Raw genomic sequence first — 23,760 nt, 5'->3', positions numbered from 1 at the left:
CTCACGCGCGTGTCACGCAGGTGAGTCGCGGACGTCACTCGCAGCGGAGGCCGTCTTCGGGCACCACGTCGTCGAGGAAGAAGGCCTCCACGGCGTTGTCGACGCATCCGTTGCCCTTGTTGTAGCCGGTATGCCCCTCGCCCACGCGAGTGATGAGCACACCCTCGTCGAGCTGGTCCGCGAGCGCCTCCGACCATTCGTACGGCGTGGCCGGGTCGTTGGTCGTGCCGATGACGAGGATGGGTCCGGCGCCCTCTGCCGTGATCTCGCCACGCGTCCCCGTGGGCGGGTAGGGCCACACCTCACACGAGTCGGGCCCGGTCCAGTAGGGGGCGATGGTCGGCGCACCCTCTTCGATCTTCTTCGTGGTCGCCGCCTCGGCGGCAGGGTCGTCTTCGACCGGGTAGTCCATGCAGTTGTACGCACGGAAGGCCTCGGTCGAGTTGTCGGTGTACGACCCGGCCTCACGGCTGTTGTAGAAGTCCGCCAGCACGAACGCCGTCGCCGGGTCTCCCTGCAGCGCCTCGTCGAGTGCCTGCGTGAGGAACGTCCAGCTGTCCTGCGAGTAGAGGGCCGCGATGATGCCCGTCATGAGCGAGTCGGCTCCGAGCATCCGTCCGTCGCCGTTCTCGAGCGGCGTGCGATCGACGCTCGCGAGCAGCGCCCCGAGATCCGCCATTGCGTCGTCCACCGAGCCGTTGAACGGGCAGCTCCCGGAATCGAGGCAGTCCTGCATGTACGCGCGCAGCGCGGATTCGAATCCGAGCGCCTGCGTCGCTCCGACCTCGAGCCCGGGCACCGACGGGTCGATCGCGCCGTCGAGCACGAGGCGGCCGGCCTTCTCGGGGTAGAGGTTCGCATAGGTCGCACCGAGGAAGGTGCCGTACGAGTAGCCGAGGTAGTTGAGCTGCGAATCGCCGAGCACCGCGCGGATCAGGTCCATGTCGCGCGCGGCGTTGATCGTCGTGATGTACGGCAGGATCCCGTCGCTGTTCGCGTCGCACGCCTCGGCGAACGCGGTGTTGCGCTCGGTGAGCTCGGCCTCCCACTCCGCGCTGCCGCGGGGCGAGGTCGGAACGTCGTAGAGGTAGGCGTCCATCTCGGCCGCGTCGAAGCAGCGCACCGCCGTCGACTCGCCCACGCCGCGCGGATCGAAGCCGATGACGTCGTAATTCTCGATGAGATCGGCGCCGACCGCGTAGTCGAGGCTGTCGCGGATGAGGGCGACGCCACTCGCGCCGGGGCCACCGGGGTTGGTGAGCAGCGAGCCCATCGGGGTCTGCTCGGCCTGGTGCCGGATGATGGAGAGCTCGATCTCGCCCTCGGCGGGGTTCTCCCAGTCGAGCGGCGCGGTGACCGTCGTGCAGTCGAAGCCGGCTCCGCCGCAGGACTCCCAGGTCAGCTCCTGCGAGTAGAACGGGAGGAGCTCTTCGGACACGCCATCGGTGTCGGGCGCGCCGGTCGCCGACGGGCGCGTCGCCGACTGCTCGGGGATCATCGAGTAGAGGCAGCCGGAAAGGGCCACGGCGGCGACGGCGAGGCCGGCGACGAGCGCGGCGGCGCGCCGGATACGGGAAGTCTTGCGGATGTTCACGGTGTCCTCCCGCTCGTGATGGTCACGAGCAAGCTCTCGAGGGCGAGCAGCGGTGCGACGTTTCGCTCCAGCGACTGCCGGGTGTCGGCGAGGTGGTCGAGCACGACCAGCGTACGGGTCTCGGGCCACGCTTCCGCGAGCGCGGTGAGCTCGGCCCGGAGCTCACGGTTGATCAGCTCGTCGGGGCGACCGAACTGCAGCATCACGACGTCGCGGAAGAGCGACTGCATGTCGGTGAGCACACGGTCGATGCCGTCACGCAGGCTGCGAGTGGCGCGCTTCTTCTGGTCGTCCTCGAGCGCCGAGAGCTGGGAACGCAGTGCCGGCGGAACGGCCTGCCCCTCCGCGACGCCGACCATGCGCAACAGATTCGCGCGCTCGGCCGCGTCGCGCTCGGCCGTCAGCGCCTTCGCGTCTTCGGTGGCGGCCTGGATGATGCGCCCGGCGACCTCGACCGCGTCTCCCACGCCGCGCACGCCGATCACGGAGCGGAGCGTGTCGTCACGGCGCCGGCGGGCGGCCTCGTCGGTGGCGAGTCGCTGCGCCATGCCGATGTGTCGCTGGGAGTGGCGGGCGGCCTGCTCGGCCACGACCTCGTCGACTCCCGTGCGCAGACTGATCAACCGCGCGACGTCGGCGACGTCGGGCTCGCGAAGGCGCAGCGAGCGCACGCGCGAACGAATGGTAGGGAGCAGATCGGCTTCGCTGGGGGCGCAGAGGATCCAGACGGTCTTCTCGGGCGGCTCCTCGAGAGCCTTCAGCAGGACGTTCGAGGTGCGCTCGACCATGCGATCGGCGTCCTCGACGACGATGACGCGATAACGCCCGGCAGAGGGAGCGAAGTAGGAGCGCTCGACCAGGGCGCGCGCCTCGGCGATCGTGATGATGACCTTGTCGGTGCGCAGCGCCGTCACATCGGGGTGAGTGCCCGCGAGAACCTGCCGCATGGCCGCCTCGTCGTCGGGCCGGTCGGCGATCAGCGCCGCAGCGAAGGCGTACGCGAGGGTGGAACGCCCGGACCCCGGCGGGCCGGTGATCAACCAGGCATGCGACAGCGCCGACGGATCGGATGCCGCGTCGCGCAGAGTCTCGACCGCGGCATCCTGCCCCCACACATCGGCCCACGGGAAAGGGGCGGCGATGGTCTCGGGCATGCACTCAGCCTAATCGGCACCGCCGACACCGACCGCATGCGATCGGGCGGTTGAGCAGAAGACGCGACTCAGGCCAGGAACGACGCGACCCGTGCGCGGATCTCCGCGGCGATCACGTCGACCGGCGAGGAGGCGTCGATCACGAGGAAGCGCTCCGGTTCGGCGGCGGCGAGCGACAGGTACGCATCGCGCACACGGCCGTGGAACTCGGCTTTCTCGGCTTCGAGCCGATCGAACGGCTTGTCGGCCGAGTCGAGCCGGGCACGCGCGGTCTGCGGATCGAGGTCGAGCAGCACCGTGAGATCGGGCAGCGCCCCCTCGGCAGCCCAGAGCGACAGGTCGCGGATCTCGGTGGCATCGAGCACGCGGCCCGCCCCCTGGTAGGCGACGGACGAGTCGAGGTAGCGATCCTGCAGCACGATGTCGCCCCGCTCGAGCGCGGGGCGCACGACCGTCGCGACGTGGTGCGCTCGGTCTGCCGCGTACAGCAGGGCCTCGGCGCGCGGCGCGATATCGCCCCGGTGGTGCAGCACGATGTCGCGGATCAGCTGGCCCACCTCCGACCCGCCGGGCTCGCGCGTGCGCACCACCTCGTGACCGGCATCCGACAGCCATGAGGCGAGCAGATCGGACTGCGTGGTCTTGCCCGAGCCGTCACCGCCTTCGAGCGTGATCCAGCGACCGCGACCTGCGGTCACGAACCGGCCTTCTTCGCTGCGGCGTTCGCGGCGCGCGTCGCCGCTGCCTTCTTCGCCGCTGCCGACCGTGCGGCCGACTTCTCGGCATCCGTCGGAGCCTTCTTGGCCGCGGTTTTCTTCGCCGGGGCCTTCTTCGCCGGGGCCTTCTTCGCGGGAGCCTTCTTCGCTGCCGTCCGCGAGCCACGCTTGGGAGCGGGGCCCTTCGCGCGCTTGTCGGCCAGCATCTGCACGGCGATCTCGAACGTGATGTCCTCGGGCTTCTGGCCGCGCGGGATCGTGACGTTCGTCTCCCCGTCGGTCACATAGGCGCCGAAGCGACCGTCGCGGATGCGGATCGGCTTGCCGCTGACCGGGTCGGCGTCGAATTCGGCCAGCGCACTGGAGGCCCGACGGGCACCGTACTTGGGCTGCTTGTAGATCTCGAGCGCCTGCTCGAGGGTCACGTCGAAGATCTGCGACTCGCTCTCGAGGGAGCGCGAATCGGCGCCCTTCTTGAGGTACGGACCGAAGCGGCCGTTCTGCGCGGTGATCTCGTCGCCCGATTCGGGGTCGACGCCGACGACGCGCGGCAGTGTGAGCAGCTGCAATGCGGTGTCGAGATCGATCGCGTCGACCGACATCGACTTGAAGAGCGACGCGGTGCGCGGCTTGGGCGCGGCGTCCTTCTTCGCTCCCCGCTTCTTCGGAGCTTCGACGACCTCACCGGTCGTCTCGTCGACCGCGGCGTCCTCGGACACCGGGTCGTTCTCCTGTACGTAGGGGCCGAAGCGTCCGTCCTTGACGACGACGATCTTCCCGTTCTCGGGGTTCTCCCCGAGCACGCGGTCGCCGGCGACCGGAGCGTCGATGAGCTCCTGCGCCTTCTCGGCCGTGAGCTCGTCGGGCGCGAGGTCTTCCGGAACGTTGACGATGCGCGGCTTGGCCTCGGGGTTCTCGGGGTCGGCGACCTCGAGGTAGGGGCCGTACTTGCCGAAACGCAGGGTCGCGGTGTCGGTGATCGGCGTCGAGTTGAGCGCTCGCGCATCGATCTCGCCGAGGTTGTCGACGACCTTGCGCAGGCCGACGTGCGCGTCGGAACCGAAGTAGAAGCCCTTCAACCACTCGACGCGGTCCTGCTCGCCGCGCGCGATCGTGTCGAGATCGTCTTCGAGCGAGGCCGTGAAGTCGTAGTCGACCAATTCGGCGAAGTGCTCTTCGAGCAGTCGCACGACGCTGAAGGCGAGCCAGGTCGGCACGAGCGCCTGGCCGCGCTTGACCGCGTAGCCGCGATCGAGGATCGTCTCGGGGATCGTCGCGAACGTCGAGGGACGCCCGATGCCCTTCTCCTCGAGCACCTTCACGAGCGATGCCTCGGTGTACCGCGGCTTCGGGGTCGTGCGGTGGCCCTTGGCCTCGGCCTCGGAGACCGACAGCTCATCGCCCACGGCGACGGCCGGGAGCGACTGGTTCTCGGCGGCATCCGCATCGCCGCGCTTCTCGTCGCGACCCTCTTCGTACGCCTCGAGGAAGCCCTTGAACGTGTAGACGGTTCCGGATGCCGTGAACTCCGCGACCTGCCCGGAGGCGTTCACCGCGATCGTGACGGTCGTCGTCTCGTACTTCGCGTCGGCCATCTGGCTGGCGATGGTGCGCTTCCAGATGAGGTCGTAGAGGCGCTGCTCGTCGCGGTCGAGCTCTGACGACAGCGACGCGGGGGTGCGGAATGTGTCGCCCGAGGGACGGATCGCCTCGTGCGCCTCCTGCGCGTTCTTGCTCTTCGACTTGTAGACGCGGGGCTTGAGCGGCACCGCCGAGTCGCCGTAGAGCGAGACCGCCTGACTCCGCGCCGCCTGCACCGCCTGGGTGCTCAGCGACGTGGAGTCGGTACGCATATAGGTGATGTACCCCTTCTCGTAGAGGCGTTGGGCGACGCTCATCGCCTGCTTCGCCCCCATCGAGAGCTTGCGTCCCGCCTCCTGCTGCATCGTGGAGGTCGTGAACGGGGCATAGGGGCTGCGAGTGCCGGGCTTGGCCTCGACCTTGGTCACCGTGCCGGCACCGGCCGACTCCACGGCCTGGGCGAGCGCGTGCGCCTTGGCCTCGTCGAGGACGACGACGGCCTTCTTCAGGGAACCGCGATCGTCGAAGTCGGTACCGCGGGCGAGCTGGCCCCCGTCGACGCGCACGAGGCGGATGCGGAATGAGGTGCCGGTCGCAGCGGCCGCGGCGTCGACGTCCCAGTACTCGGCCGACACGAACGCCATGCGCTCGCGTTCCCGATCGACGATCAGGCGGGTGGCGGCGGACTGCACGCGGCCGGCCGAGATGCCGGTCTTGACCTTGTACCAGAGAACGGGCGAGACGTCCCAGCCGTACAGGCGGTCGAGGATGCGTCGGGTCTCCTGAGCGTCGACCAGCGCATGGTCGAGCTCGCGGGTGTTGCCGACCGCGGCCTGGATCGCGTCCTTGGTGATCTCGTGGAAGACCATGCGCTTGACGGGGACCTTGGGCTTGAGGGTCTCGAGCAGGTGCCAGGCGATCGCCTCGCCTTCGCGGTCCTCATCAGTGGCGAGCAGGAGCTCGTCGGCGGTCTTGAGCGCACGCTTGAGCTCGGCGACGGTCTTCGTCTTGCGGTCGGACACGACGTAGTACGGGTCGAACCCGTTGTCGATGTCGATCGAGTACTTGCCGTACGCCTCTTTGTCGGCCGCCGGGATGTCCCGCTTGTCGGCGAGGTCGCGGATATGACCGACGGAGCTGAGCACCTCGTAGCCGTCGCCGAGGTATCCCTGAATCGACCGCATCTTCGTCGGGGACTCGACGATGACGAGCTTCTTGCCTTCAGCCAAGGGTGCGTCCTTTCTTCGAAGCACACCATACACACCCCACCAATCGGGTGGTTCGCAGTGAGGGAGTACGTTCCGCCGTCATTCGCCCGCGGGTGGCCCAGCGCGGGCTCGGGAGACGGCAGCGAGTCCAGCGTACGCCGACTCCACCTGCACGGTCGCCACGAAGCCCTCGATCGAGCATCCGGTGAGGGTCGCTCCCGCCGCCTCGGCGACCCGCGCAGCGACCGCGCAGGGGTCTTCGGCGACGATCACCGCGCCGCTCACGGCGTCGGCCGCGGCGAGCGCCGCCGCGTCCGCCGCGCCCGCGACGCGTTGCGCGGTCACGGCCGCACCTCCCACGGCCGCGAGCCCGAGCGCGAGGCCGGTCGCTGCGATCAGAACGCCGGTGGCGAGCGCGGATCCGGCCATCAGAGGCCGCCCGCCAACGCGCAGCTCGACGCCCGCAGCGGCACGGTGAGGAGATTCCCGACGGCCACCTCGGCGTGCGCCGTCACGCAGACGAGGTCACCCGAGTTCGAGGAGGACATGGTGGCTCCGGGCGCCGCACGCCCCACGGCATCGGCGGCGCGCCCCGCATCTTCGCCTCTCCCGAGGAGACGTGCGGCATCGGCCGCCGCATCCTGCAGGGACACCTGTCGGGCTGCGGCGCCGAGCGCTCCGGCACCGAGGGCGAGCACGAGCACGACCGTCGGCAGAGCGAGGGCCAACTCGGCGGCGACCGATCCCCGATCGCCGCCGAGCCGCACGAATCGGAATCGCGGCATCACGCCACGGTCAGCGCCCGGCGGACCAGGTCGGTGAGGATGCCGCGGACCTCGTCGGAGCGCATGATGATCACGAGCAGCCCCGCGAACGCCACGGCCGCCATCGTGGTGATCGCGTACTCGGCGGTCGCCGCGCCGGATTCGTCGCCGAACAGCGATGCGGCCCGACGTCGGTCGAGAGGGGGAAGTGGGTTCATGGTGTTCCTTCTTTCTGGTGTGACGCGGTCGCGTCGTCGTACCGCTCATATCGGGAGCGGCGTGGAGGTCAGGACGCTGAGGAGCATCGGCGCGACGCCCAGCAGCAGGAAGGCCGGAAGCGTGCAGACGCCGAGCGGGAGCAGCAGCCGTGTCGAGAGGCGCGATGCGCGCAACCTGCCCTCGACCCGCGACGCGTGCCGCTCCTGAGCTGCCGACGCCCGGAGGAGCTCGACGGCGGGAACGCCGGCCGCGCGTGAAAGTTCGAGCACGTCGGGCACGCGGTCCTCTCCCTCGTGCGCGACCGCGCCCACCTTGTCGAGGAGCCCCAGCGCCCGGTCGATCGAGGCTCCGCCCGCCAGGGCGACGGCGACGAGCTCGGCGCGCATGCCCGGCGTCCCTGGCGACGGACGCGCCCGCCGCAGCAGGCTCCCCGTCCAGGCTCTCGCGAGGAGCACGAGCCCTCCCCCGACGACCACGCAGGCGGCTCCGATCGGGTTTCGAGTGATCACGCCGATCGTGTCGAAGCCGAGCGCGAACCCCAGGAGCAGACCGGCGAGCGGCATCCACAGCAGCAGTCGCGCCGTGCCGGCGGGTTCGGCGAGGGCGATGCGCACGTCATCGGCCGCGGACGCGGCGTCGCGCAGCGTCTCGGCGAGCGTGCGCAGCACCTCGGCGAGCGGTGCGCCCACCGTGGTCGCGATCTCCCACGCCGCGGCGAGGTCCACCCACACTCCGCCCTCCGCCTCGATCGCGGCGGCGATCGGCTCACCGGCGTCGATACGCGAGACGATGGCCATCGCGTGGCGGTCACCGGTCTCGGCGAGATGCCGCCAGGCGACGGTCGGCATGGCCCCCGCCTGCAAGAGCACGGCGAGCGTCTGGACCGAGGTCGCGGCATCCGCATCGGATGCCCCGCCGCGCATTCGCTTCTTCACCATGGCCGCACCTCCTCGATCGTCAACCGGTCGTCCGCGAGCGCGAACACCCCGGCCTGTGCGATGCGCCTGGTCCCGCCGGGATCGCGCACGAGGTGCAGCACGGTGCTGAAGGCGCTCACGGTCTGCCGCGCCAGCGCCGTGGCGTCCATTCCCGCGAGCGCCCCCAGCGCTTCCAGTCGCGCCGGCACGTCGGTCAGTCCGCTCGCATGCAGGGTTCCTGCCCCGCCGTCGTGGCCGGTGTTGAGCGCGGTGAGCAGTTCGCGGATCTCTTCGCCCCGGCACTCGCCCACGATCAGCCGGTCCGGTCGCATGCGCAACGACTCCCGCACAAGGCGCGCCAGGCTGATCCCTCCCGCGCCTTCGAGGTTCGCCTGCCGCGCTTCGAGCGCGACATGGTGCGGATGCCGCGGCTGCAGTTCGGCGACGTCTTCGATCGTCACCAAACGCTCGGAGTCCGCGGCCTCCGACAGCAGCGCGGACAGCAGCGTGGTCTTGCCCGTGCCCGTGCCGCCGGTGATCAGCAGATTCGCCCGCTCGCGCACCAGCGTCGTGAGCCACCGCTGCGTCCGCGCGTCGAAGCAGCCGAGCGCCGCGAGCGCATCGAGGTCGGCGGCGCGCACCCGGGGGATGCGGATCGAGATCGCGGTTCCGCTCGCCGCGACGGGGGCGAGCACGGCGTGCACGCGGATGCCCGAATCGAGCCGCACGTCGACGCACGGCGACTGATCGTCGAGATGACGCCCTCCGAGCCCGACGAGCGCGACCGCGAGATCGCGGACCTCGCGCTCGGATGCCCGCCACGAGGGGACGCGCTCGGCGCCTTCACCCCGGTCGAGGAAAAGCCCTCCGTCGCCGTTGACGAAGAGATCGGTGACGGCGTCATCGGCGCAGTGCTCGGCCAGCATCCCGAACGCGGGATCGATCCGCAGCGGCGCCGGATCGGATGGCGAGGAAGCACCCTGCGGAGTCTCTGCGCCCCGGGGCTGGAGGATGAACGGATCGGCCATGCCCCGACGCTAGGCAACGGGTGGGACCCCGTCTCTCCACGGATGCGGCCGCTGTGCAGAACCCGCGTCATCGCGGTGCCGTGCAGAACCGATCGCGACGCCTCTCCTGAAACGAGAAAGGCGGCACCTCACGGGGGGAATGAGGTGCCGCCAGGGGCGGGCACCGATCGGGGGAATCGGGCGCGCCAAGGCCGGAATGAGTATTCGGCTGAGGTCGAGTGTACGCAAGGCAACCGTCCTGACAAAACCGACGCGACTACCGACTTTCGGCAGTATTGATCCCCCGTGGGCGAGACTAGATTCGCCCTGTCCCGGACGCACCACCCGGGATCGACCCCAGCCGCAAAGGAGCGTCTGCCGATGAGCAGTCAGATCGACCACCTTCTCGATGAGAACCGTCAGTTCCCGCCGTCCGAGGAGTTCGTCGCCCAGTCGATCTCCTCCCCTGAGCTCTACGAGCGCGCCGCCACCGACCGCGAAGGCTTCTGGGCCGACCAGTCGCGCGAACTGCTGCACTGGCACACGCCGTTCACCCAGGTTCTCGACTGGTCAGCACCGCCGTTCGCCAAATGGTTCGACGACGGCGAACTCAACGTCGCCTACAACTGCCTCGACCGCCACGTCGAGCAGGGCAACGGCGACCGCATCGCCCTGCACTGGGAGGGCGAGCCCGGCGACAGCCGCAGCATCACTTACGCCGAGCTGACCGACGAGGTCAAACGCACGGCCAACGTGCTCGCCGATCTCGGAGTCGGCCAGGGCGACCGCGTCGCCATCTACCTGCCGATGATCCCCGAAGCCGTCGCCGCGATGCTCGCGGTCGCGCGCCTCGGCGCCATTCACTCGGTGGTCTTCGGCGGTTTCAGCGCCGACAGCCTGCGTGCACGCATCGACGATGCCGGCGCCAAGGTCGTCATCACCGCCGACGGCGGCTACCGCAAGGGTCGCGTCTCGGCTCTCAAGCCCGCCGTCGACCAGGCGCTGAGCGACCGCGGTGACGGCGAGCAGCTCACGGTCGAGCACGTGCTCGTCGTGAAGCGCGGCGACAACGAGGTCGACTGGGTCGACGGACGCGACGTGTGGTGGCACGAGGCCGTGCCCGCGGCGTCCGCCGAGCACACCGCCGAGGCCTTCCCCGCCGAGAACCCGCTCTTCATCCTCTACACCTCCGGCACCACCGGAAAGCCGAAGGGCATCCTGCACACCTCGGGCGGCTACCTCACGCAGGCCGCGTACTCGCACAAGTACGTCTTCGACCTGCACGCCGACAGCGACGTCTACTGGTGCACGGCCGACATCGGCTGGATCACCGGGCACTCCTACGTGACCTACGGCCCGCTCGCGAACGGAGCGACGCAGGTCATCTACGAAGGAACCCCGGATGCCCCGCACCCCGGGCGCTGGTGGGAGATCATCGAGAAGTACAAGGTGTCGATCTTCTACACCGCCCCGACCGCCATCCGCTCGTTCATGAAGATCGGGCGCAGCGTCCCGCAGAAGTTCGACCTCTCGTCGCTACGCGTGCTCGGATCGGTGGGCGAGCCCATCAACCCCGAGGCGTGGATGTGGTACCGCGAGGTCATCGGCGGGAACCGCGCCCCCATCGTCGACACGTGGTGGCAGACCGAGACCGGTGCGATCATGGTCTCGCCGCTGCCGGGCGTCACCGCCACGAAGCCCGGTTCGGCGCAGGTGCCGCTCCCCGGCATCCGCATCGATGTCGTCGACGAGCAGGGTCAGGAAGTCGGCAACGGCAACGGCGGCCTGCTCGTGGTCACGGAACCCTGGCCGAGCATGCTGCGCGGCATCTGGGGCGACCCGGAGCGCTTCCGCGAGACCTACTGGGAGAAGTTCGAGGACAAGGGCTACTACTTCGCCGGTGACGGCGCGCGTCTCGACGACGATGGTCACCTGTGGCTGCTCGGGCGCGTGGACGACGTGATGAACGTGTCGGGCCACCGCCTCTCGACGGCCGAGATCGAGTCGTCGCTCGTGGCCCACGAGGCCACCGCCGAGGCGGCCGTGGTCGGCGCATCCGACGAGACGACGGGGCAGGCGGTCGTCGCCTTCGTCATCATCAAGGAGAGCTACCTCTCGGCCCACGACCCCGCAGGTCTTGCCCAGCAGTTGCGTCTGTGGGTCGGCGAGCAGATCGGGGCGATCGCGCGCCCGCGCGACGTCTACATCGTGGGCGAGCTGCCCAAGACCCGCTCGGGCAAGATCATGCGCCGCCTGCTGCGCGACGTCGCCGAGGGGCGCGAGGTCGGCGACACGACGACGCTGGCCGACACCGCCGTCATGACGATCATCTCGTCGCAGGTGAAGTAGTTTCTCGGGGGTCCGCTCCGCGATGACGAGAGTCGTTCACCAGGTTTCTCGCCTCCCGATAGCGGACAAGAATGCTCAGGCGAGGAGGAAGGTGACCTCGACCTCGACGGGGCTGTCGAGCGGCAGCACGGGCACGCCGACGGCGGCGCGGGCGTGACGGCCGGCGTCACCGAAGATCTCGCCGAGCACCTCGCTCGCCCCGTTGATGACGCCGGGCTGACCCGAGAACTCGGGAACGGATGCCACGAACCCGCCGACGCGCAGGACGCCGGCGATCCGGTCGACACCGCCCGCGGCATCCGCGGCGGCGGCGAGCGCGTTCAGCGCGCAGGTACGGGCGTAGGCCTGGGCGTCGGCGGCGTCGACCGCCGCGCCGACCTTGCCGGTCGCGGGAAGAGCCCCATCGGTGAACGGGAGCTGGCCGGACGTGTAGACGAGCCCTGCGTGCACGACGGCCGGCACGTAGGCGGCGACCGGGGCGGCGACGGCGGGCAGCTCGATGCCGAGCTCGGCGAGGCGGGCGGAGATGCTCACGCGGCACCGCCCTCGAACTGGCGGGCGGCCTGGGCGGCGGCCGCGAGGCCGGTCTCGTTGGAGCCGTCCTGCGTGACGGGGCGCTTGAAGTAGGCGACGAGTCCACCCTCGGGACCCTGCACCACCTGGACGAGCTCCCAGCCCTGCTTGCCCCAGTTGTTGAGGATCGCCGCGGTGTTGTGGATCAGTAGCGGCGTGGTGAGGTATTCCCACGTGGTCATGGCACTCCATCGAATCGTCGTGCGGGCGCGGCGGACGAACGCGGGCCCGTCAAAGGCGGTATTCAGGGAACTCCCCTACGATCAAGCGTATGCCTCAAAAGAACCGTACGGTGAAAGGCGTGCTCGGCGGTCTGCTCGGGCTCGTCGGTCTGAGCGCCGTCGCCGGCCTTCTTGTCACCACCAGCGTCACGCCCGTTCTCGCGATGGCCGGCATCGCCGGCAACAGCGCCGTGACGCTGTTCGAAGAACTCCCCGCGAACCTCGACGTCAACGCGCCGATGGAGCAGTCGACCATCTACGCGACCGACCCGAACACCGGGGAGAACATCGCGCTCGCCTCGTTCTACGAGCAGAACCGTGTGCCGGTGACGTACGAGCAGCTCTCGCCGACGCTCATCAACGCGATCCTCTCGAGCGAGGACAAGAACTTCTACAGCCACGGCGGCGTCAACCTCGGAGCCACCGTCAAGGCCGTGATCGACAACCTGCGCAAGACCTCGAGTCGCGGAGCCTCGACGATCACGCAGCAGTTCGTGAAGAACGTGCAGATCCAGGAGTGCGAGCAGAAGGCCGACACGGCCTCGGAGACGTACTCGGAAGACCTGCAGCAGTGCTGGCTCGACGCGACCAACGCCAAGGGCGCGGACGGCATCGAGCGCAAACTGCAGGAGATGCGCTACGCCATCCAGATCGAGAAGGTCTCGTCGAAGAACGACATCCTGCTCGGCTATCTCAACATCGCCAACTTCGGCGGAACGGTCTACGGCATCGAGGCCGCGGCCAAGTACTACTTCTCGGCATCCGCATCCAACCTCACGATCGCCCAGGCCGCCACGCTGGCCGGCATCGTGCAGAACCCGAACAACCTGCGCATCGACCGCGCAGAAGGGCAGAACTCCGCTGAGGACGGCTACGCCGACACGCTCAACCGTCGCAACTACGTGCTCGACCGCATGCTCACCGACGGCAAGATCACCCAGGCCGAGCACGACGAGGCATACGACTCGCCCATCGAGCCCGCGATCACGCCGACCGTGCAGGGGTGCGCGACCGCCGGCCAGAACGCGTACTTCTGCCAGTACGCGAAGTCGATCATCGAGAACGACCCGATCTTCGGCGAGACCCGCCAGGACCGCAGCGAGCTGCTGCGCCGCGGCGGTCTGAAGATCTACACGACACTCGACCTGCGTGTGCAGGGCCCGGCCGCCCAGGCCATGGCCGACAACGCCCCCGGCAACATGGACAACCAGTACTTCGGCGCCACCGGCGTCTCGCTCAACACCACGAACGGCAACATCATCTCGATGACGCAGAACACGACGTTCAGCGAGACGGTGACCGACGACCAGGCGTTCACCTCGATCGTGTTCGCGGGCGACCGCGTCCACGGAAACTCCGACGGCTTCCCGGTCGGATCGGCCTACAAGCTCTTCACCCTCATCGACTGGCTCGAGAAGGGGCACTCCGTGAGAGAGACGCTCAACGGCGCCGTTCAGAAGAATCTCAAGATGAACGTGTGCGGCGGAACGCAGACCGTCGACACGTCGGAGATCGGTAACTTCGGCGGCAACCGCGGATACACGAGCAACGTGCTCAACTTCACCGCGCAGTCGCTCAACAGCGGGTACTTCGCCATGGCCGCGAAGCTCGACATCTGCGACATCAACAAGGTCGCCGACCGCATGGGTGTGACCTTCGGCACCGGCGAGAAGGTCACCGAGAAGAACGCGCCCTACGACGTGCTCGGGTCGAAGAACATCTCGCCGATGGCGATGGCGGCGGCCTACGCGACCGTCGCGAACGGCGGCACCTACTGCGCCCCGCGCGCGATCGAGAAGGTTCTGAACGCCGACGGCACCGAGCACCCGATCCCACCCGTGGCGTGCAAGGAGGGCGTGATCTCCCCCGAGGTCGCCGCGACCGCCGCCTTCGCGCTGCAGGGCGTCATGGCGGGCGGCGGCACCGGCTCGAGGGGCAACCCCTTCGACGGCACGCCGCTGATCGGCAAGACCGGAACGCACAACCGCGAGGGCACGATGATGATCGAGTCGAGCACCAACGTCGCGACCGCGGTATGGGCCGGACGGTGGAAGGGCCAGGCCGACATCTTCCAGGTGCCCTCGCAGAAGGGCGGGCTCCTCAACGAGATCCGTTACCCCATCGCGAAGGCTGCGCAGGCCGCTGCGAACGACGTCTACGGCGGAAACGCCTTCCCGCAGCCCGACCCCAACCTCTCTCGTCAGATCCTCACCGACGTTCCGAGCGTCGTCGGCATGACGATCGAAGAGGCGACCGCTGCCCTGGAGGGCGCCGGATTCTCGGTGTCGGTGGGAGCGCCCGTCGACGGCTCGCAGGCGACCAACATCGTCGCCGCGCAGGATCCGTCCGGGCAGGCGCCGAGTGGTGCGACCGTGACGATCTCGCCCAGCAATGGACAGGCCACGACGGTCCCGGCCGACCTGATCGGCAAGTCGCGAAGCGCCGCCCAGGCCTCCCTCTTCGCCGCCGGGTTCGAGTCGCTGCAGTTCGATGCCTCCTGCAACGGCGGCGGCAAGAAGGTGATCAGCACCGACCCGGCCCCGGGCAGTGCTGCGAGCAAGACCACGACCGTCACCGTGGTCTGCGAGTGACCCGCACCTCTTCGGTGCACCCGGCCCTCATCGCGCTCGGCGCGGTGGGGGCCGTGGGCGCTGCAGCCGCGGTCTGGGGCATCGGCATCGAGCGCTACCTGTTCACGGTGCGCGAGGTCGAGGCATCCGCTCTGCCGCCCGGCTCCGCTCCCCTGCGCATCCTGCACCTCTCCGACGCCCACATGGCGCCCTGGCAGCACCGTAAGCAGGACTGGCTCGCCTCGCTCGCCCAGCTGAAGCCCGACCTCATCGTGAACACCGGCGACAACCTCGGGCACCGCGAGGGGCTCGACGGCATCCGTCGCGCGTTCGATCCGTTCGCCGGCATCCCCGGCGTCTTCGTGCACGGCTCGAACGACGTCAACGAGCCCTCGCCGCGCAACCCGCTCAAGTACTTCACCGGCCCGTCGAAGCACACGAGCGCCCCGCGCCTGCTCGACACCGATGCGATGGATCGCTACTTCACCGACGACCTCGGGTGGACGGACCTGAACAACACCGCGGCGCGCCTCTCGGTCGGAGGGCGCGACATCGACCTCTTCGGTGTGAACGACGCCCACCGCGACTGGGACCGCCTCGAGGATCTGCCCGCCGCGATCGCGTCGCTCGGCCCGGCACCGACCGGCACGCCGGTGCTCGGCGTCACGCACGCGCCCTACCAGCGGGTGCTCAACGGGTTCATCGACCTCGGCGCCGATGCGATCCTCGGCGGCCACACGCACGGCGGCCAGGTGTGCCTCCCCGGCTTCGGCGCTCTGGTCGCGAACTGCGACATCCCCCTGAAGCAGGCCAAGGGACTGAGCACGTGGACGCACGGCGACCGCGCCGTGCCGCTGAACGTCAGCGCGGGCTGCGGGCACTCGATCTACGCCCCGGTGCGCTTCGCCTGCCGGCCGGAGGCGACGTTGCTCACGCTCACCGCGCGGGCCTGAGCGCTCGATTGGGCGCTCGCGACTTTTCCTTGTAGACTCGGAGGGTTGCAAAACGGGGTGTGGCGCAGCTTGGTAGCGCGCTTCGTTCGGGACGAAGAGGTCGCAGGTTCAAATCCTGTCACCCCGACCAGTAACACCGGAAAGGCCGCCCTGCGGGGCGGCCTTCTCTGTTCCCCGGCCACGGATCGAAGGGACGGCATGGGCTCGCTCCTCCCCCCTCCTCGTCGCCTCACGCGCGCCTGGGCCCTGGGCCTCGGGATCCCGTTCCTCGCCGGGCTCGTCGCACTCACGCTCACACCGTCGCGCGTCGAGCAGCGCCTGCCCAACCTGCTCGACCTCGTGCTGTCGACCGCGCACCGCCTCGGCTGGGCGTCACTCGACTTCACCCGCCTCGAGATCCTCGCGAACGTCCTCGTCTTCGTGCCCGTCGGCATCTTCGCGTTCGTCCTGCTCCCCCGCCCGGTCTGGGGCCTCGCCTTCCTCGTCGGTCCCGCGATCTCGATCGGCATCGAGGTGTTCCAGCGGCTGGCGCTCCCGCACCGCGCGGCGACCGTCTCCGACGTGATCGCGAACTCGACCGGGGCGACCATCGGTGTCGTCCTGGCCGTGTTGTCCACACTTCTCGCCGCCGCGCTCACCTCACCCCCGCCCTCTCGTAGGCTGGAAGCATCATGACCGCGCCCTCTCTCGTCGCCTTCGACCTCGATGACACGCTCGCCACCTCGAAGGCGGCGATCACACCACGTATCGCCAGCCTGCTGCAGGCCCTGCTGCACCGGGTCGACGTCGCGATCATCTCGGGCGGCAACGAGACGCAGTTCCGCACGCAGGTCATCGCACAGCTGAAAGATGCGGATGCCGCTGCGCTCGGCCGACTGCACCTCCTGCCCACCTGCGGCACCCGCTACCTGCGCCATGACGGCACGGAGTTCGCCACCGTCTACGCGCACGACCTCACCGACGACGAGAAGTCGGCCGCCCTCACCGCCCTGCGGGAAGAGGCCGAGCGCCTGGACCTGTGGGAGGCCGAGCCCTGGGGCGAGATCCTCGAGGACCGTGGCTCGCAGATCACCTTCTCGGCCCTCGGACAACGCGCGCCGAGCGACGCCAAGCACGTGTGGGACCCGTCGGGCACGAAGCGCGCCGCACTGCGCGACGCCGTCGCCGCCCGCCTCCCCGGCCTCGAGGTGCGCTCGGGCGGGTCGACGTCGATCGACATCACCCGCGCCGGCATCGACAAGGCGTTCGGGATGACGCGCCTCGCCGACCTCACCGGCATCCCGCTCACCGACATGCTGTTCTACGGTGACCGTCTCGACGAGGGCGGCAACGACTACCCCGTGCTCGCGATCGGCGTGCCCTCGGTCGCGGTCGAGGGCTGGGAGGACACGGCCGACAAGCTCGACGCTCTCCTCCCCACCCTCTGACCCGCCGTCACCGGCATCCGCCCGTCCCGCCCGCTCCGGGCCTAGCATGGCGGCATGGACGCTCTGCTCATCGTCATCATCGTGGCGGCCGCGGCCAGCCTCGTCTGCTGGGTGCTGTCGCTGATCACCCGCGACACCTCCTGGGTCGATCGTGCGTGGTCGATCGTGCCGGTCGCGTACGTCTGGATCTTCGTCGGTGTCGCCTTCGCCGAGGGCGACGGGTCGGCGCGGCTCGTCGCGATGGGAGTCCTCGCCACGGCCTGGGGCGCACGCCTCACGTTCAACTTCGCCCGCAAGGGCGGCTACACCGGCATGGAGGACTACCGCTGGGCGATCCTGCGCGGACGCATGCGCCCCTGGCAGTTCCAGCTCTTCAACCTGTTCTTCATCATCGCCTACCAGATGACCCTGCTCGTGCTCATCACGCTCCCCGCGATGGTGGCCGCCCGGCATCCGTCCGCGATGACCGGCTGGGACGTGCTGTTCATCGCCGCCTTCCTCGCCTTCCTCGCCGGTGAGACGATCGCCGACCAGCAGCAGTGGGTCTTCCATCAGCGCAAGAAGGCCGCCGGCGGAACCCTCTCCCCCGGCTTCGCGACCACCGGGCTCTTCCGCTACAGCCGCCATCCCAACTTCTTCTTCGAGCAGGCGCAGTGGTGGGCGTTCTACGCGCTGGGCGCGAGCGCGGCGGTCGCCGCAGGCGCGGGAGCCGTCGGGGGTGCGCTGAACCCGACGATCGTCGGTGCCGCGCTGCTCTCGGTCCTGTTCATCGGCTCGACGATCTTCACCGAGTCGATCACCGCCGCGAAGTACCCCGCGTACGCCGAGTACCGCCGCACCACCTCGATGCTCATCCCTTGGCCTCCACGACGAAGCGCCGTCGCACCCCAGACCTGAGCGGGGCACGACGGCGCTTCGTCGTTCGACAGAACGGATGCCGCGTCAGCGCACCACTGCCTCGGCGGCGGGGCGAGCCACCGGCACGAGCCGCTGCAGCTGGGTGACGTGCCCGGGCTCGAGCTCGGCCAGCGTCGAGACGCCGAGCAGACGCATCGTGCGCTCGATCTCGCTGCGCAGGATCGCGATCGTGCGGTCGACGCCCTGGCGGCCGCCGGCCATCAGACCGTAGAGGTACGCACGTCCGATGAGCGTGAAGTCCGCGCCCAGGGCCACGGCGGCCACGATGTCGGCACCGTTCATGATGCCGGTGTCGATCATGACGGTGAAGTCGTCACCGACCGCCTGGCGCACGCTCGGCAGCAGGTGGAACGGGATCGGGGCGCGGTCGAGCTGGCGCCCGCCGTGGTTCGAGAGCACGATGCCGTCGACGCCCGCATCGCGCAGACGCACGGAGTCCTCGACGTTCTGCACGCCCTTGATGACGATCTTGCCGGGCCAGATGTCGCGGATCACGGCGAGGTCGTCGTAGCTGATGGTCGGGTCCATGGCGGCGTCGAGCAGTTCGCCGACGGTGCCGCCGGTGGTGCTCAGCGAGGCGAACTCGAGCTTCGGGGTGGTGAGGAAGTCGTACCACCACCAGGGGCGCGGGATCGCGTTGATGATCGTGCCGAGGGTGAGCTGCGGCGGGATGCTGAAGCCGTTGCGCTTGTCACGCAGACGGGCCCCGGCGACCGGGGTGTCGACCGTGAACTGGAGCGTGTCGAACCCGGCGGCGGCCGCCCGGCGGGTGAGCTCGTAGGAGATCTCGCGGTCGCGCATGACGTAGAGCTGGAACCAGTTGCGCCCGTGCGGGTTGGCCTGCTTCACGCCCTCGATCGAGGTCGTGCCGAGCGTCGACAGCGTGAACGGGATACCGGCGGCGGCCGCCGCACCGGCACCGGCGGACTCGCCCTCGGTCTGCATCAGCCGGGTGAAGCCGGTCGGAGCGATGCCGAACGGCAACGCAGACGGGCCGCCGAGGATCTCGACGCTCGTGTCGACGGTCGGCGCCGGACGCAGGATGCCGGGGTGGAACTCGACGTCCTGGAAGGCCTGGCGCGCGCGCGTGAGCGAGAGCTCCCCCTCGGCCGCACCGTCGGTGTAGTCGAACGCCGCCTTCGGCGTGCGGCGCTTCGCGATCAGGCGCAAGTCGTCGATCGTGAGCGCGGCGTCGAGGCGACGCTTGCGCCCGTTGAACTCGGGCTTCTTGAACTTCATCAGGTCGAAGAGTTCGGCGGGCTTGGGCACCTGGCGCTGAACCATGGTGGTCCTCTCAGTGTTCGGGAGTGGTGTCGGGGGTCGTGTCGGTCGAGGCACTGCGGGTCAGGCCCGCAGCGGTGTAGTAGCCGGTGATGTGCGCATGCACGAGGGCACGGGCGGATGCCGCATCGCCGGCGTCGATCGCCGCGACGAGGGCGCGGTGCTCCTCCCGGAGGCGCGAGGCCATGACGTCCCAGTCGGGGATCGATGCGGCACCGGCCTGCACGTACGACTCGATCGACGAACGGAGTCCGGCCATCATCGCGGCGATCACGGTGTTGCCGCTGGCCTCGGCGAGAGCGAGGTGCAGCTGGGCGTCGAGCGCGAGGAACTCCGCGGGGGTGAGACCGGAAGCATCCATGGCGGCGAGCATCCGATGGGCGGCGGCGGTGTCGCGGTCGTGCGCCGTGGCGAGCGCGTGCACGGTGGCATCCTCGAGCACGAGTCGGGTCGCGACGACATCCGCCAGCGGGAAGCCGTGTGCGGCCACCTGCAACCGCAGGAGCTGCGACATGCCCCCGGTAGGCGTCGCGATGACGATCGCGCCCGCCTGGGGGCCGGAGCCGGTCGCGGTGCGGATGAGCCCCATGACCTCGAGCACGCGGAAAGCCTCCCGCACACTGGAGCGGCCCACGCCCAGGTCGGTGGCGAGGTCACGCTCGGAGGCGAGCCGGTCGCCCGGGTTCAGACGCCCCTCGAGGAGGTCGCGCTCGATGTGGTCGAGCACTACTCGCCATGCGCGCACCGGCTGCTCCGCCATCCGCTCTCTCCTGGGTCTCACCGCGCGCGGCCATCGGTGGTCCGCGCTGTGGTCTGACCACACTCTACGCGGTGTGGTCTGACCACGCAACGCGGGTACACGAATCACCGCTCCCCCGAGTGACGGCAGGAGGGGGGCTCAGCCCAGGCGCCCGCCGGACTCCTGGAGGTAGCAGGTGCCGCACAGCGACTCGTAGGTCGTCACCTCGGGAGCGGCCTGGCCGTCGGCCCCCTCATCGATCGCAACCTGGTCTCCGTCGAACACGAAGCGCCCGCTGATCACCCGACCGTTGAACACGGCCTTCCGGCCGCAACGGCAGATGGTCTTGAGCTCCTCGAGCGAGTGCGCGATCGCCAGCAGACGAGCGGATCCGGGGAAGGCGTGCGTCAGAAAATCGTTGCGGATGCCGTAGGCGAGCACCGGAATGCCCTCCTCGACCGCGATGCGGAAGAGGTCATCGACCTGCTCCGGGGTGAGGAACTGCGCCTCGTCGATGAGCAGGCACGCGATGTCGTCGGCGTGCGCCCGAGCGTCGTCGCGGCGCGCGAGGAAGAGCTGCTTCGCATCGTCACCGGGCGCGATGAGGAAGTCCACCTCGCGCGTCATCCCCAGGCGGCTCGAGATCTCGGACGCGCCCTTGGTGTCGATCGCGGGCTTGGCCAGCAGCACCCGCTGCCCGCGCTCCTCGTAGTTGTAGGCCGCCTGCAGAAGAGCGGTCGACTTGCCCGAGTTCATCGCGCCGTAGCGGAAGTAGAGCTTCGCCACTTGCCGACCTCAGACGTTGATGCCGAGGGTCGCCGCCGTCGCCGTCGTCGAATCCTTCGCCAACACCGCATCCTTGTTGAGCTGCTCGCCGAACGTCGGGATCAGTTCACGCAGCTTCGGCTCCCAGCCCGCGTAGTCGTCGGGGAAGCAGGTCTTCAGCAGGTTGAGCATGATCGGCACGGCCGTCGAGGCACCGGGCGAAGCACCGAGAAGACCGGCGATCGACCCGTCGCCCGCGGCGACGACCTCGGTGCCGAACTGCAGGATGCCGCCCTTCTTCGCGTCCTTCTTCATGACCTGCGCGCGCTGGCCCGCATCGATGAGCGTCCAGTCCTCGTCCTTCGCCGTCGGCATGAACGTGCGCAGGCTGTCGACCTTCTTGCGGTGGTTCTTCATGAGCTCGCCGACGAGGTACGTGATCAGGTCGGGGTTCGCGAAGGCGACGCGCAGCATCGGCCACAGGTTGTGCGTGCGCACCTGCGAGACGATGTCGAGCATCGAGCCGTTCTTGAGGAACTTGGGGCTGAAGGTCGCGAAGGGCCCGAACATCAGCGAGGCCTCGCCGTCGACCACGCGCGTGTCGAGGTGCGGCACCGACATGGGCGGCGCGCCGACGGATGCCTGCGAGTAGACCTTCGCCTTGTGCTGCTCGACGATCTTCGGGTTGCTGGTCTTGAGGAACTGGCCGCCGATCGGGAAGACGCCGTAGCCCTTGATCTCGGGGATGCCCGAGTTCTGCAGCAGCTTGAGCGCCCATCCGCCCGCGCCGACGAAGACGAACTTCGCCTTGATCTCGTTCGGCGTGCGGCCGAGCGTCGTGCGGTACTTGACGAGCCAGGTGCCGTCCTTCTGCCGCTTGAGCGATCGCACCTCGTGGTTCGTGCGCAGCGTGACGCCCGAATCGGTGAGGTGGTCGAAGAGCTGGTGGGTGAGGGCCCCGAAATCGACGTCGGTGCCGGCGGGCACGCGCGTCGCAGCGAAGGGTTCGCCCTTGCGACGCTTCTGCATGAGCAGCGGCGCCCACTTGTTGATGACGCGAGAGTCCTCGCTGTACTCGATGCCGTCGAACAGGGGCTGCTTCTTGAGCACCTCGTAGCGGTCCTTGAGGTACGCGACGTCCTTCTCACCACGCACGAACGTCATGTGCGGGGTCGCGTTGATGAAGGTGGAGGGAGCGTCGAGCACGCCTTTGTCGACGAGCGACGACCAGAACTGGCGGCTCTGCTGGAACTGCTCGTTGATCGAGACGGCCTTGGCGGGGTCGAGGGGACCCGTGCCCTGCGGCATGTAGTTGAGCTCGCAGAGGGCGGCGTGCCCGGTGCCGGCGTTGTTCCAGGGGTTCGAGCTCTCCTGGGCGACATCCGAGAGTCGCTCGAACGCGACGATCTTCCACTCCGGCTGCAGCTCGTGCAGCAGAGTACCCAGGGTGGCGCTCATGATGCCACCACCGATCAGGACGACATCGACTGTTTCGGTCACCACGACAGTCTAGTTCGCGGACGCGACCGGGCCGACCACCGGGGCCGACCCGATCAGACCGCTTCCGCATCGCGGGGATGCCGTCGCGCTATGGCGCGCGGCCCCGCTCAGGCGCTCAGGCGCTCAGGCGCTCAGGCGCTCAGCGAGGATCTCGGCGATCTGCACCGCATTGAGGGCCGCACCCTTGCGCAGGTTGTCGTTGCTGACGAAGAGCACCAGGCCCTTGCCCTTCGGAGCCGACTGGTCGGCGCGGATGCGACCGACGAAGCTCGGGTCCTTGCCCGCGGCCTGCAGGGGCGTCGGCACCTCGTCGAGCACGACGCCGGGCGCCGCGGAGAGCAGCTCGGTGGCACGCTCGGGCGTGATGTCGTTCGCGAACTCGGCGTGGATCGAGAGCGAGTGCCCGGTGAAGACCGGCACGCGCACGCACGTGCCCGCCACGAGCAGATCGGGCAGCTCGAGGATCTTGCGGCTCTCGTTGCGGAGCTTCTTCTCCTCGTCGGTCTCGTTGTCGCCGTCGTCGACGAGGTTGCCTGCGAAGGGGATGACGTCGAAGGCGATCGGGGCGACGTACTTCTCGGGCTCGGGGAAGTCGACCGACGAGCCGTCGTGCACGAGGCGCAGGGTGTCTCCCTGGGCGAGCACGCCCTCGACCTGGCCGAGGAGTTCCTGCGCACCCGCGAGGCCGGAGCCCGAGACCGCCTGGTAGGTCGAGACGATGAGGCGTTCGAGGCCCGCCTCGGCGTGCAGCGCCTTCAGCACCGGCATCGCGGCCATGGTCGTGCAGTTGGGGTTCGCGATGATGCCCTTGGGGCGCTCGTCGATCGCGTGCGGGTTGACCTCGCTGACGACCAGCGGTACCTCGGGGTCCATGCGCCACGCGCTCGAGTTGTCGACCACGACGGCCCCGGCGGCGGCGAAGCGCGGCGCATAGGCGCGGCTGGCGGTCGCGCCGGCCGAGAAGAGGGCGATGTCGATGCCCGCGGCATCCGCGTGCTCGACGTCTTCGACGATCACCGACGTGCCGCCGTACTCGATCGACGTGCCGGCCGACCGGGCCGACGAGAACAGGCGCAGCTCGCGGATCGGGAAGGACCTCTCGGCGAGAATCTCGCGCATCACAGTGCCCACCTGGCCGGTGGCGCCCACGATGGCGACGGAGAGTCCTGAGTCGGAGATGTGGGTCATGATGTTCCTTGGCGTCGTGCGGTACTGCGTACGAGGCGCGAGGCGCGGCGTCGGGATGCGGATGCCGCGCCTGGCGCCGATGTCAGGGTTCCGGCGAGTCTATCGCGCAGCCGGAC

The 23,760-nt window shown here is 69.3% G+C and carries 22 protein-coding genes and 1 tRNA gene; 7 read left to right on the top strand and 16 right to left on the bottom strand.

Annotation, left to right across the window (positions count from 1 at the left end; all coding sequences use genetic code 11):
- Nucleotides 1-34 precede the first annotated feature (34 nt).
- The 9 genes from ACIQTT_RS14990 to ACIQTT_RS14950 form a co-directional block, all read right to left on the bottom strand.
- Entirely contained in the window at nucleotides 35-1,594 is a 1,560-nt protein-coding gene (locus tag ACIQTT_RS14990; protein ID WP_402791773.1) for an alpha/beta hydrolase, read from the bottom strand.
- Entirely contained in the window at nucleotides 1,591-2,748 is a 1,158-nt protein-coding gene (locus ACIQTT_RS14985) for a DNA polymerase III subunit delta' (protein WP_402791770.1), read from the bottom strand. Before ACIQTT_RS14985 ends, ACIQTT_RS14990 begins: the two co-directional genes overlap by 4 nt.
- 68 nt (nucleotides 2,749-2,816) lie before the next feature.
- The gene (gene tmk, locus ACIQTT_RS14980; RefSeq protein WP_402791767.1) at nucleotides 2,817-3,446 is read right to left on the bottom strand and encodes a dTMP kinase; all 630 of its coding nucleotides are present in this window, start codon (nucleotides 3,444-3,446) and stop codon (nucleotides 2,817-2,819) included.
- Nucleotides 3,443-6,274: a type I DNA topoisomerase gene (gene topA, locus ACIQTT_RS14975; protein WP_402791764.1), complete on the bottom strand. Its 2,832-nt coding sequence runs from the start codon at nucleotides 6,272-6,274 to the stop codon at nucleotides 3,443-3,445. Before topA ends, tmk begins: the two co-directional genes overlap by 4 nt.
- Before the next feature lie 78 nt (nucleotides 6,275-6,352).
- Nucleotides 6,353-6,682, bottom strand: a complete 330-nt coding sequence (locus tag ACIQTT_RS14970; protein ID WP_402791762.1) for an Rv3654c family TadE-like protein — start codon at nucleotides 6,680-6,682, stop codon at nucleotides 6,353-6,355.
- Entirely contained in the window at nucleotides 6,682-7,038 is a 357-nt protein-coding gene (locus tag ACIQTT_RS14965) for a TadE family type IV pilus minor pilin (RefSeq protein ID WP_402791759.1), read from the bottom strand. Before ACIQTT_RS14965 ends, ACIQTT_RS14970 begins: the two co-directional genes overlap by 1 nt.
- Complete coding sequence (locus ACIQTT_RS14960; RefSeq protein ID WP_402791756.1) at nucleotides 7,038-7,235, bottom strand: DUF4244 domain-containing protein; 198 nt, start codon at nucleotides 7,233-7,235, stop codon at nucleotides 7,038-7,040. Before ACIQTT_RS14960 ends, ACIQTT_RS14965 begins: the two co-directional genes overlap by 1 nt.
- 45 nt (nucleotides 7,236-7,280) lie before the next feature.
- Nucleotides 7,281-8,174, bottom strand: a complete 894-nt coding sequence (locus ACIQTT_RS14955; protein WP_402791753.1) for a type II secretion system F family protein — start codon at nucleotides 8,172-8,174, stop codon at nucleotides 7,281-7,283.
- On the bottom strand, nucleotides 8,168-9,181 hold the full coding sequence (locus tag ACIQTT_RS14950; RefSeq protein WP_402791750.1) for a TadA family conjugal transfer-associated ATPase: 1,014 nt from the start codon (nucleotides 9,179-9,181) through the stop codon (nucleotides 8,168-8,170). Before ACIQTT_RS14950 ends, ACIQTT_RS14955 begins: the two co-directional genes overlap by 7 nt.
- 360 nt (nucleotides 9,182-9,541) lie before the next feature.
- Here ACIQTT_RS14950 and acs point away from each other — a divergent pair, with 360 nt between their 5' ends.
- Nucleotides 9,542-11,509, top strand: coding sequence for an acetate--CoA ligase (acs, locus tag ACIQTT_RS14945; protein ID WP_402791747.1), 1,968 nt, complete (start codon nucleotides 9,542-9,544; stop codon nucleotides 11,507-11,509).
- A gap of 75 nt (nucleotides 11,510-11,584) precedes the next feature.
- Here the strand turns inward: acs and ACIQTT_RS14940 are convergent, their stop codons facing one another.
- Entirely contained in the window at nucleotides 11,585-12,043 is a 459-nt protein-coding gene (locus tag ACIQTT_RS14940) for a RidA family protein (RefSeq protein ID WP_247634167.1), read from the bottom strand.
- Nucleotides 12,040-12,264, bottom strand: coding sequence for a DUF4177 domain-containing protein (locus ACIQTT_RS14935; RefSeq protein ID WP_247625076.1), 225 nt, complete (start codon nucleotides 12,262-12,264; stop codon nucleotides 12,040-12,042). The genes ACIQTT_RS14940 and ACIQTT_RS14935 overlap by 4 nt, the downstream gene beginning before the upstream one ends.
- A gap of 89 nt (nucleotides 12,265-12,353) precedes the next feature.
- Between ACIQTT_RS14935 and ACIQTT_RS14930 the strand changes: the two genes are divergently transcribed.
- From ACIQTT_RS14930 to ACIQTT_RS14905, 6 genes are all read left to right on the top strand, one after another.
- A complete protein-coding gene (locus tag ACIQTT_RS14930; protein WP_402791743.1) occupies nucleotides 12,354-14,894 on the top strand; it encodes a transglycosylase domain-containing protein in 2,541 nt (846 codons plus the stop codon).
- Nucleotides 14,891-15,826: a metallophosphoesterase gene (locus ACIQTT_RS14925; protein ID WP_402791740.1), complete on the top strand. Its 936-nt coding sequence runs from the start codon at nucleotides 14,891-14,893 to the stop codon at nucleotides 15,824-15,826. The genes ACIQTT_RS14930 and ACIQTT_RS14925 overlap by 4 nt, the downstream gene beginning before the upstream one ends.
- Nucleotides 15,827-15,879: 53 nt before the next feature.
- Nucleotides 15,880-15,956 (top strand) — tRNA-Pro (locus ACIQTT_RS14920).
- Between the two features lie 68 nt (nucleotides 15,957-16,024).
- Entirely contained in the window at nucleotides 16,025-16,501 is a 477-nt protein-coding gene (locus ACIQTT_RS14915) for a VanZ family protein (RefSeq protein ID WP_402791737.1), read from the top strand.
- Nucleotides 16,498-17,253: an HAD-IIB family hydrolase gene (locus tag ACIQTT_RS14910; RefSeq protein ID WP_402791734.1), complete on the top strand. Its 756-nt coding sequence runs from the start codon at nucleotides 16,498-16,500 to the stop codon at nucleotides 17,251-17,253. The genes ACIQTT_RS14915 and ACIQTT_RS14910 overlap by 4 nt, the downstream gene beginning before the upstream one ends.
- 54 nt (nucleotides 17,254-17,307) lie before the next feature.
- On the top strand, nucleotides 17,308-18,150 hold the full coding sequence (locus ACIQTT_RS14905) for a DUF1295 domain-containing protein (RefSeq protein WP_402791731.1): 843 nt from the start codon (nucleotides 17,308-17,310) through the stop codon (nucleotides 18,148-18,150).
- A 45-nt stretch (nucleotides 18,151-18,195) separates the two neighbouring features.
- Here the strand turns inward: ACIQTT_RS14905 and ACIQTT_RS14900 are convergent, their stop codons facing one another.
- The 5 genes from ACIQTT_RS14900 to ACIQTT_RS14880 form a co-directional block, all read right to left on the bottom strand.
- Nucleotides 18,196-19,455, bottom strand: coding sequence for an alpha-hydroxy-acid oxidizing protein (locus ACIQTT_RS14900; RefSeq protein WP_402791728.1), 1,260 nt, complete (start codon nucleotides 19,453-19,455; stop codon nucleotides 18,196-18,198).
- 10 nt (nucleotides 19,456-19,465) lie between these two features.
- Entirely contained in the window at nucleotides 19,466-20,212 is a 747-nt protein-coding gene (locus ACIQTT_RS14895; RefSeq protein ID WP_402791725.1) for a FadR/GntR family transcriptional regulator, read from the bottom strand.
- A gap of 138 nt (nucleotides 20,213-20,350) precedes the next feature.
- Nucleotides 20,351-20,977, bottom strand: coding sequence for a thymidine kinase (locus ACIQTT_RS14890; RefSeq protein ID WP_402791722.1), 627 nt, complete (start codon nucleotides 20,975-20,977; stop codon nucleotides 20,351-20,353).
- Nucleotides 20,978-20,986: 9 nt separating this feature from the next.
- On the bottom strand, nucleotides 20,987-22,414 hold the full coding sequence (gene mqo / locus ACIQTT_RS14885; protein WP_402792571.1) for a malate dehydrogenase (quinone): 1,428 nt from the start codon (nucleotides 22,412-22,414) through the stop codon (nucleotides 20,987-20,989).
- Between the two features lie 165 nt (nucleotides 22,415-22,579).
- Nucleotides 22,580-23,644 (bottom strand): aspartate-semialdehyde dehydrogenase, encoded by a 1,065-nt coding sequence (locus ACIQTT_RS14880; protein WP_402791719.1) that lies wholly within the window; start codon nucleotides 23,642-23,644, stop codon nucleotides 22,580-22,582.
- Nucleotides 23,645-23,760: the final 116 nt, after the last annotated feature.

The organism is Microbacterium sp. NPDC090225 (genome assembly GCF_044772365.1).
In the GTDB taxonomy this organism is placed as follows: Bacteria; Actinomycetota; Actinomycetes; order Actinomycetales; family Microbacteriaceae; genus Microbacterium.
Note: the sequence above shows the minus strand (reverse complement) of the source record. Positions and strands in the feature narration are given on the sequence as shown.

Coding starts and splice junctions, on each gene's coding strand:
- ACIQTT_RS14985 (WP_402791770.1), bottom strand. CDS start 2,748: ATGCCCGAGACCATCGCCGCCCCTTTCCCGTGGGCCGATGTGTGGGGG.
- ACIQTT_RS14970 (WP_402791762.1), bottom strand. CDS start 6,682: ATGGCCGGATCCGCGCTCGCCACCGGCGTTCTGATCGCAGCGACCGGC.
- ACIQTT_RS14965 (WP_402791759.1), bottom strand. CDS start 7,038: ATGCCGCGATTCCGATTCGTGCGGCTCGGCGGCGATCGGGGATCGGTC.
- ACIQTT_RS14960 (WP_402791756.1), bottom strand. CDS start 7,235: ATGAACCCACTTCCCCCTCTCGACCGACGTCGGGCCGCATCGCTGTTC.
- ACIQTT_RS14955 (WP_402791753.1), bottom strand. CDS start 8,174: ATGGTGAAGAAGCGAATGCGCGGCGGGGCATCCGATGCGGATGCCGCG.
- ACIQTT_RS14950 (WP_402791750.1), bottom strand. CDS start 9,181: ATGGCCGATCCGTTCATCCTCCAGCCCCGGGGCGCAGAGACTCCGCAG.
- acs (WP_402791747.1), top strand. CDS start 9,542: ATGAGCAGTCAGATCGACCACCTTCTCGATGAGAACCGTCAGTTCCCG.
- ACIQTT_RS14935 (WP_247625076.1), bottom strand. CDS start 12,264: ATGACCACGTGGGAATACCTCACCACGCCGCTACTGATCCACAACACC.
- ACIQTT_RS14930 (WP_402791743.1), top strand. CDS start 12,354: ATGCCTCAAAAGAACCGTACGGTGAAAGGCGTGCTCGGCGGTCTGCTC.
- ACIQTT_RS14915 (WP_402791737.1), top strand. CDS start 16,025: ATGGGCTCGCTCCTCCCCCCTCCTCGTCGCCTCACGCGCGCCTGGGCC.
- ACIQTT_RS14910 (WP_402791734.1), top strand. CDS start 16,498: ATGACCGCGCCCTCTCTCGTCGCCTTCGACCTCGATGACACGCTCGCC.
- ACIQTT_RS14905 (WP_402791731.1), top strand. CDS start 17,308: ATGGACGCTCTGCTCATCGTCATCATCGTGGCGGCCGCGGCCAGCCTC.
- ACIQTT_RS14900 (WP_402791728.1), bottom strand. CDS start 19,455: ATGGTTCAGCGCCAGGTGCCCAAGCCCGCCGAACTCTTCGACCTGATG.
- ACIQTT_RS14895 (WP_402791725.1), bottom strand. CDS start 20,212: ATGGCGGAGCAGCCGGTGCGCGCATGGCGAGTAGTGCTCGACCACATC.
- mqo (WP_402792571.1), bottom strand. CDS start 22,414: ATGAGCGCCACCCTGGGTACTCTGCTGCACGAGCTGCAGCCGGAGTGG.
- ACIQTT_RS14880 (WP_402791719.1), bottom strand. CDS start 23,644: ATGACCCACATCTCCGACTCAGGACTCTCCGTCGCCATCGTGGGCGCC.